Genomic DNA, 7183 nt, shown 5'->3' with positions numbered 1-7183 from the left:
TGGCTGTGTCAACCCGATCTGGGACCACGATGACGGCCTGACTGGGACCCACCTGGCACCGGCTAATCACGCCCTTGGTCTCGGTGGTCACTGCCGAGTGGCGAGGGCTATAGGTATCTGCAGACCTGATCGGGGCTACAGGTTTCGGGCTCTGGGAGGGCTGCATCGTCGCGGAGCGCAGCCACGTTGTCGCGAAGTGTTGTGAGGTCGGCGATCTGCGCGTCGATGTCGGCAAGGCGCGCGTCCAGCAGGTCACGTACGTGGCCGCAGGGAGCTTGGCCGTGGTCGCGGATGTCGAGGATCTGCTTGATCTGGGCGAGGGTGAGCCCGGCCGCTTGGCCGCGGTGGACGAAGTCGATCCGGCTGACCGCGTCGGGGGTGTAGTCGCGGTAGCCGGCCGGTGTGCGTTCGGCCGGGGGCAGCAGCCCTTGCTCTTCGTAGAACCGCAGAGTCTTGGTGGTCGTGCCTGCCGCCTCGGCGAGTTCTCCGATCCGCATCCCGGCCTCCATCGTGTCGCAGGTCTCGCTTGACCTTCCCCTTTACTGGAAGGTCCAGTATCGCTGCATCAGGAGCGTTTCCCAACAGTTCTGGGAGGAATCGGGATGCAGACCAGGTACGACCTCGCGATCATCGGATCCGGCGGCGGTGCGTTCGCGGCGGCCATTCGTGCGACCTCTCTGGGCAAGTCGGTGGTGATGGTCGAGCGTGGCACGTTCGGCGGCACGTGTGTGAACACCGGCTGCGTGCCGTCGAAGGCACTGATCGCAGCCGCGGAGGCCCGGCACGTGGCCGCGGACGCGCCGACCCGGTTCCCGGGCATCGCCAGCGTCGCGGGCGCGGTGGACATGCCGGCCCTGATCGGCGGAAAGCAGGATCTCGTCGAGGCCCTGCGGGGTGAGAAGTACGTCGACGTCGCCGACTCCTACGGTTGGCAGGTCCGCCGCGGCAACGCCGCGTTCGCCGGCACTCCGGATTCGCCCCTGCTCGAGGTCGCCGCGGCGGATGGCAGCGTCGAGACCATCGAGGCAGCGCAGTACCTGGTGGCCACCGGGTCCCGTCCCTGGGCCCCGCCGATCCAAGGGTTGGAGGAGGCCGGGTACCTGACCTCGACTACGGCGATGGAGTTGACCGAGGTCCCCGACTCGCTGCTGGTGCTCGGTGGTGGCTACGTGGCCCTGGAGCAGGCGCAGCTGTTCGCCCGGCTCGGGTCGACGGTGACCCTGCTGGTTCGGTCCCGGCTCGCGTCGAAGGAGGAGTCGGAGGTCTCCAAGGCGCTGCAGGAGGTCTTCGCCGATGAGGGCATCCGGGTGGTCCGCCGAGCGGTCCCGACCCGCGTGACCCGCGACGCCGCCACCGGCCAGGTGGTGGTGACCGCGGACGTCTCCGGTGGCGCGCAGGAGTTCCGCGCCGACGAGGTTCTGGTCGCTCTCGGCCGCCGACCGGTGACCGACGGGCTCAACCTCGACGCGGTCGAGGTGAAGACTGGCGAGGTCGGCGAGATCGTGGTCACCGACCAGCTGCAGTCCTCCAACCCGCGGATCTGGGCGGCCGGTGACGTGACCGGGCACCCCGAGTTCGTCTATGTCGCCGCCCACCACGGCACCGTGGTCGCCGAGAACGCCTTCACCGACGCCGAGCGGTCGGTGGACTACATGCGGCTGCCCCGGGTCACGTTCACCAGTCCCGCGATCGGCGCAGTCGGGATGACTGAGGCCCAAGTCCTCGCGGCCGGGATCCGCTGCGACTGCCGGGTGCTCCCGCTGGAATACGTGCCGCGAACGCTGGTCAACCGGGACACCCGCGGCTTCATCAAGATGGTCGCCAACGCCGACACCGGCGAGATCCTCGGCCTGACCGCGGTCGCCAAGGACGCCGGCGAACTGGCCGCCGCGGGCGTCCACATCATCGGCAAGACCATCGCCGAGGTCGCCGACGCCTGGGCGCCTTACCTGACCATGACCGAGGGCATCCGGATCGTCGCGAAGGCCTTCACCACCGACGTCTCCAAGCTCTCCTGCTGCGCCTGACCCGCACCCACCCCACTCAACGAAGGAGGCATCCGCGATGTCGGACCTCAGCACCCAACTGCCCCAACGACTCACCCGACCCGAGGAGACCGGCCTTGACGCCGGCCTGCTGATCCCGCTGCTGCGGCTGCTCGTCGACGGCGACCCCGTCACCGTCGAGCAACTCGCCGCGGCTGCGAGCCGCACCCTCGATGACGTACGGCGCGGTCTCGCGGCGGTGCCGGACACCGAGTACGACGATCAGGGCCGGATCATCGGCCAGGGCCTCACCCTGCGCCCCACCCCGCACCGGTTCACCGTGGCCGGTGAGGAGCTCTACACCTGGTGTGCGCTGGACACGCTGATCTTCCCCGCCCTGCTGGACCGCCCGGCAAAGGTGGAGTCGGCCTCCCCGGTCAGCGGCGAGCCGGTTCGGGTCAACGTCGACCCCACAGAAGGTGCAACCAGCGTCGATCCGCCCACCGCGGTGGTGTCGCTGGTGAACCCGGAGCAGATCACCTCGATCCGTTCCTCCTTCTGCAACCAGGTGCACTACTTCACCTCCCCCGAGGACGCCGCGGGCTGGCTGGCCGAGCACCCCGGCGCGGAGGTGGTCCCGGTGGCCGAGGCGTGCCGGATCGGGGCCGCCCTCGCCACCGGCCTGCTCAACCGCCTCCAGGCGCCCGCCGCGGCCGACGACAGCCACAGCTGCTGCTGACCCATACCCACTGAAGGGAATGAGAACACCGATGATGTCCAACCACGACGATCGCCCGGGAGGCAGCGGCCTGCTCCTCGGAGCCGGCGCCGCGCTGCTCATGGTCGCCTGTTGCGCCTTGCTCCCCATCCTCATCGCCGGTGGCGCGATCGCCGGTATCGGCGCGTTCCTCCGCAACCCGTGGGTCATCGGCGCCGGGATCGCCCTGGCGATCCTCGCGCTGATTGCCATCTCCCGCCGCGGCGGCGGCACCGCCGGCCACGGCTGCTGCCCGCCCATGCCCACCAACGAAAACGTCGACCCGAAGGACGAGCAGAACCGATGAGAATCACCCGCCGCCACCACGCCGCGCTCTCGATCGCCGCCGTACTCGCCGCCGGATCGCTGACCCTGACCGCCTGCGGCAACAGTGCCGACCCCGCGACCGCCGGTTCCGGTTCACCCGCCACCGTGACCAGCGTCGATGGCCAGCAGATCAGCCTGCCCGCCAACGGGAAGCCCACCGCGGTGTTCTTCTTCTCCGTCGGGTGCGGCGAATGCGTCAACGGCGTCCGGTCCCTCGGCGAGGCCGCCACCACCGCTGAGAACGCCGGCACCGTGGCAAGCTTCCTCGCCGTCGACATGGACCCCGGCGAATCCAAGGCCCTGATCGGCGACTTCATGGAGTCCGTCGACGCCGAACACGTACCGGCCGCAATCGACGATGGCGCGGCACTCTCCCGGCGATTCGAGGTGGCCGCTCTGTCCACCCTGATCGTCGTCGACGCCGACGGCACGGTGACCTTCCGCGCCACCGACCCCGACGCCGCGACGATCACCGCCGAACTGGCAAAGGCCGGAGCCTGACCCATGGGCGGACTGCTCACCCTCGCCTTCGCGGCCGGCATGGTCGCGCCCGTGAACCCGTGCGGGTTCGCGCTACTCCCGGCCTGGATCACCCACACCCTCGGCGACACCGATGCCTCAACGGTCCCGGTGCGGCTGCTGCGGGCGCTGCGGGCCGGTCTCGTGTTGGCGGTGGGGTTCGCCGGCACCCTCGCGGCAGCTGGCCTGGTAGTCAGCGCCGGCGCCCGAGGGCTGATTCGCGCCGCGCCGTCGCTTGGCCTGGCCGTCGGCATCCTGCTGGTGGTTCTCGGCCTGTGGATGCTAGCCGGACGCTCGGTCTCGGTGCGGGTGCCTCGGATCCCCGGCCGGGCAGCCGCGGGACTCCCACCCACTGCCCGGATGGCTGCGTTTGGGGTCGGCTACGCGCTGGCTTCGCTGTCGTGCACGTTCGGGGTGATCCTCGCGGTCATCGCGCAGGCGCAGGCCACCTACAGCTATGCCGGGCTCCTGCTCGTCTTCGGTGTCTACGCTGCTGGCTCGGCGACCGTCCTGCTGCTGCTCGCCCTGGCCACCGCCGCGGCAGGCAGCGGACTCACCCGCCACGTCGCGCGATTGGCCCGCCATGGCCCACGGGTCACCGCTGTCGTCCTGCTGCTCACCGGCGCCTATCTGGCCTGGTACTGGTACCCGGCGGCCACCAGCGACGCCCCGGTCGCCGCGGGCCGTGGTGGCGGACTCACTGACGTCTCCGCGGTGGTCTCCAGCTGGATCCAGACACGGGCGACACTCATCGGCGCGCTCGCTGCCGCGTCTGCGCTGGTAGTGCTGGCGCTCGGGGTTCTCCAGCGACGCCGCCGGATCCTTCGGGGGCGCCCGATGACCACGCGGGACAGCACGCAGTGACAGCCCACCGGGTGCGGCGTGCGCACGAAACAGGCTCGGTTGATTGCGTCACCGCGACGCGTTCCCTGACCGGGTCGACGCCAGCCGGTAGGAGTCGGTACCAGTTTCGATGATGTTGCCGCCGAAGGTGAGGCGGTCGACGATGGCCGCGCACAGGCGCGGGTCCGTGAAGGTCTTGGTCCAGCCGGCGAAGCCCTCGTTGGACGCGATTGCCACGCTGTTCTTCTCCTCTCGCTCGGTGAGGACCTGGAAGAGGAGTTCGGCGCCGCGGCGGTCCAGTTCCATGTAGCCGAGCTCGTCAATGCAGAGCAGGTCGACGCGGCCGTAACGAGCGATCGTGCGGGCCAACTGCTTCTCATCGGCTGCTTCTACAAGCTCGTTCACCAGCCTCGTGGCGAGGGTGTACTTTACCCGGAATCCCTTTTCCGCGGCTGCGGTCCCCATGCCGATGAGCAGGTGAGACTTGCCGGTGCCGGAATCCCCGATCAGGCACAGCGGCTGGCCCTTCCGCACCCACTCGCCGGTCGCCAACTGGTGGATGGTGGCGGGGTTGATGTTCGAGTTGGCGTCGAAGTCGAAGTCCGCGAGGAACTTGCTCCGCGGGAACCCGGCGCCGTTCACGCGCCGGATGGTGGACCGACGGTCGCGGTCGTCGCACTCGGCCAGGAGCAGCTCGGCGAGGAATCCGGTGTAGGTCAACTGGTCCTTGTTCGCCGCCGCGACCGCGTCGCCAAGCAGGGCCCGCATGGTCGGGAGCCGGAGCCTCCGGCAGGCCTGGTCGACCGCCGCTACGGCGGCTTCCTCGGTCAGGCCGCGGCGGCGGCGCAAGGTGGTGGTCACGCTGGTGACTGTGCTCATCGGGGTGCTCCGCTCTCATCGGGACTCATCGGGTCGGGGTGGTGGTCGGTGCCGGTGCGGCGGCCGAGCAGTTGCTGGTATTTCTCCATCGACGGCAGCGGCCGGGTGTCGGGCGGGAGGCCGGCGATGACCGCGGCCGGGTCGAGCAGCAGGCGTTCGGTGAGGGACACGACCTTCCGGCTGCGCTTGGCGTCGCCATCTCGTCGTTCGCCATCGCTGGGCTGCGCAACGGGATGACGGTCTGAACTGGCCCCGGTGGGCGCTGCGAGGGTGGTGTGCAGGCGTGCTTCGACCGCGACCACATCAGCTGAGACTGCACCGACGCTCACTGCGGCGAGCAGCCCGGCTTCGACTTCGTCGGCGGCCATGGCGCGGTGCAGTAGGAGCACGTCGATCAGTTCCCGGGTGCCGACCGCATCCCCGAGCCGCCTGCGGGCGTTCGCCCAGAACGCCTCATGCGCAGGCGTGAACGCCCCCGATTCGCGGGCCTGCGCCAACGCGGTGGAGCCTGGCAATGCGCCCGGCTTACCCTTGAGCACCTCGAGGTAGTGGTCGAGGTTCACCGACTGGCCACCCCTTGTGATGACGCGGGCGTGCCGGGCGATCTGGAGTCGGCCGTCGAACACGACGACCTCGGATGCGCGCAAGGAGACGCGGACGCGGCGGTGGATGAACCGCGCCGGGACGGAGTACCGGGCCATGCGGACGGTGATCATCGCGGAGCGGTCGACCATCGGGTTCAGCATCAGCCCGGGGTCGAACCCCTCGACCGGGAGCGGCGCGAGGTTCTCGCGTTCGGTCGCGAAGTCCTCGCCGACGGTCCGGATCCGCGACGAGATCCGTCGGCGGTCGTCGGCGGCGTCCAAGGCACGGACCTTCTCGTTCAGCTCGTCGAGCGAGTCGACGACGGGCATGGGCACGAGGTGCTGGCGGCGGAACCGGCCGACGTCGCCTTCCACACCGCCCTTCTCATGTGCCCCGGCGATGCCCGGCTGGCAGTAGAACGCGTCGAACCCGAAGTGAGAGCGGAACAGCACCCAGCGGTCGTTCTCTACCCGCTCACGACCGCGCGCGTTGACGACCCGGGTGACTGCGGCGGTGAGGTTGTCGTACCGGACGTGCCGGGCGGGGATGCCGCCGATCTCGTTGAACGCGGCGATGTGGCCCTCGAGGAACGCCTCTTGGCCTTGGGTGGCGTAGATCCGGTGCACCGCCTTCCCGGAGTAACTCAACCTGAATGTGAAGAGGAAGACCTTCGTCTTCACCCCGGCCAGGATGACGTAGAGCTCGCCGAAGTCGACTTCTGCTTCTGCGCCTGGCGCGTGCTCCTGGGGGATCATGACTTCGACCCGGCGGCCAGCTTCGAGGCCGATCTGCGTGCGGCGGATGCGGACGTAGTCGCGAACCGTCGAGTACGACACCTCAATGGCGTCGTGTTCCTCGATGAGGCGGACGTGGATCCGGCGGGCGGTGTGCCGTTGCTTCCGCGGCGCCTCAAGGTCGGCGCGGAGCATGTCGTCGATGGCCGACTTGAACGGATCCAACCGGGGCGAGGAACGCACCGGGGTCTTCCGCGGCGGTGGTTCCGCGGACGTGAGGGCCCGGCGAACGGTGCCGCGTCCGACTTGGTGCTTGCGTGCGAGCGCTCGGATCGACATGCCCTCGACCCGGGCGTCCCGACGGATCGCAGCGAACAGTTCCACACGCACCCTCATCCCGAAACCCACTTCCGGTGCCGCGAGGACCGCTGGATGCGGGTCCTCCTGACGCCACGGAAGTGGGTCCAGATCAAGCCGTCACGACGCCACGCCGAAGCCCGGGTGGGTCCCGAATCAGACCGTCACACTGGTCCCGAATCAGACTGTCACCGCCA

The 7183-nt window shown here is 69.5% G+C and carries 8 protein-coding genes; 5 read left to right on the top strand and 3 right to left on the bottom strand.

The features are described from left to right. Positions 1-107 precede the first annotated feature (107 nt). Positions 108-497 (bottom strand): heavy metal-responsive transcriptional regulator, encoded by a 390-nt coding sequence (locus tag J1M87_RS25135; RefSeq protein ID WP_006246584.1) that lies wholly within the window; start codon positions 495-497, stop codon positions 108-110. Positions 498-602: 105 nt separating this feature from the next. Here J1M87_RS25135 and merA point away from each other — a divergent pair, with 105 nt between their 5' ends. Genes merA through J1M87_RS25110 form a run of 5 tightly spaced genes read left to right on the top strand, consistent with a single transcriptional unit; the run spans position 603 to position 4452 of the window. After that, positions 603-2027, top strand: a complete 1425-nt coding sequence (merA, locus tag J1M87_RS25130; RefSeq protein WP_006246583.1) for a mercury(II) reductase — start codon at positions 603-605, stop codon at positions 2025-2027. A gap of 37 nt (positions 2028-2064) precedes the next feature. Continuing rightward, entirely contained in the window at positions 2065-2724 is a 660-nt protein-coding gene (gene merB / locus J1M87_RS25125) for an organomercurial lyase MerB (protein WP_006246582.1), read from the top strand. 31 nt (positions 2725-2755) lie between these two features. Next, on the top strand, positions 2756-3049 hold the full coding sequence (locus J1M87_RS25120) for a hypothetical protein (protein WP_006246581.1): 294 nt from the start codon (positions 2756-2758) through the stop codon (positions 3047-3049). After that, positions 3046-3570: a redoxin family protein gene (locus J1M87_RS25115; RefSeq protein WP_006246580.1), complete on the top strand. Its 525-nt coding sequence runs from the start codon at positions 3046-3048 to the stop codon at positions 3568-3570. The genes J1M87_RS25120 and J1M87_RS25115 overlap by 4 nt, the downstream gene beginning before the upstream one ends. Before the next feature lie 3 nt (positions 3571-3573). Then, positions 3574-4452 (top strand): cytochrome c biogenesis CcdA family protein, encoded by an 879-nt coding sequence (locus J1M87_RS25110; protein WP_048472691.1) that lies wholly within the window; start codon positions 3574-3576, stop codon positions 4450-4452. 48 nt (positions 4453-4500) lie between these two features. Here the strand turns inward: J1M87_RS25110 and istB are convergent, their stop codons facing one another. Continuing rightward, entirely contained in the window at positions 4501-5310 is an 810-nt protein-coding gene (gene istB / locus J1M87_RS25105) for an IS21-like element helper ATPase IstB (protein WP_006246577.1), read from the bottom strand. Continuing rightward, on the bottom strand, positions 5307-7025 hold the full coding sequence (gene istA / locus J1M87_RS25100) for an IS21 family transposase (protein WP_008720624.1): 1719 nt from the start codon (positions 7023-7025) through the stop codon (positions 5307-5309). Before istA ends, istB begins: the two co-directional genes overlap by 4 nt. Between the last annotated feature and the right edge of the window lie 158 nt (positions 7026-7183).

Source organism: Rhodococcus sp. KRD162 (genome assembly GCF_017168335.1).
Lineage (GTDB): Bacteria > Actinomycetota > Actinomycetes > Mycobacteriales > Mycobacteriaceae > Rhodococcoides.
Note: the sequence above shows the minus strand (reverse complement) of the source record. Positions and strands in the feature narration are given on the sequence as shown.

Excerpts from the sequence above, each read along its gene's own strand:
- J1M87_RS25135 (WP_006246584.1), bottom strand. The coding sequence starts at position 497 with ATGCGGATCGGAGAACTCGCCGAGGCGGCAGGCACGACCACCAAGACT.
- merA (WP_006246583.1), top strand. The coding sequence starts at position 603 with ATGCAGACCAGGTACGACCTCGCGATCATCGGATCCGGCGGCGGTGCG.
- merB (WP_006246582.1), top strand. The coding sequence starts at position 2,065 with ATGTCGGACCTCAGCACCCAACTGCCCCAACGACTCACCCGACCCGAG.
- J1M87_RS25120 (WP_006246581.1), top strand. The coding sequence starts at position 2,756 with ATGATGTCCAACCACGACGATCGCCCGGGAGGCAGCGGCCTGCTCCTC.
- J1M87_RS25115 (WP_006246580.1), top strand. The coding sequence starts at position 3,046 with ATGAGAATCACCCGCCGCCACCACGCCGCGCTCTCGATCGCCGCCGTA.
- J1M87_RS25110 (WP_048472691.1), top strand. The coding sequence starts at position 3,574 with ATGGGCGGACTGCTCACCCTCGCCTTCGCGGCCGGCATGGTCGCGCCC.
- istB (WP_006246577.1), bottom strand. The coding sequence starts at position 5,310 with ATGAGCACAGTCACCAGCGTGACCACCACCTTGCGCCGCCGCCGCGGC.
- istA (WP_008720624.1), bottom strand. The coding sequence starts at position 7,025 with ATGAGGGTGCGTGTGGAACTGTTCGCTGCGATCCGTCGGGACGCCCGG.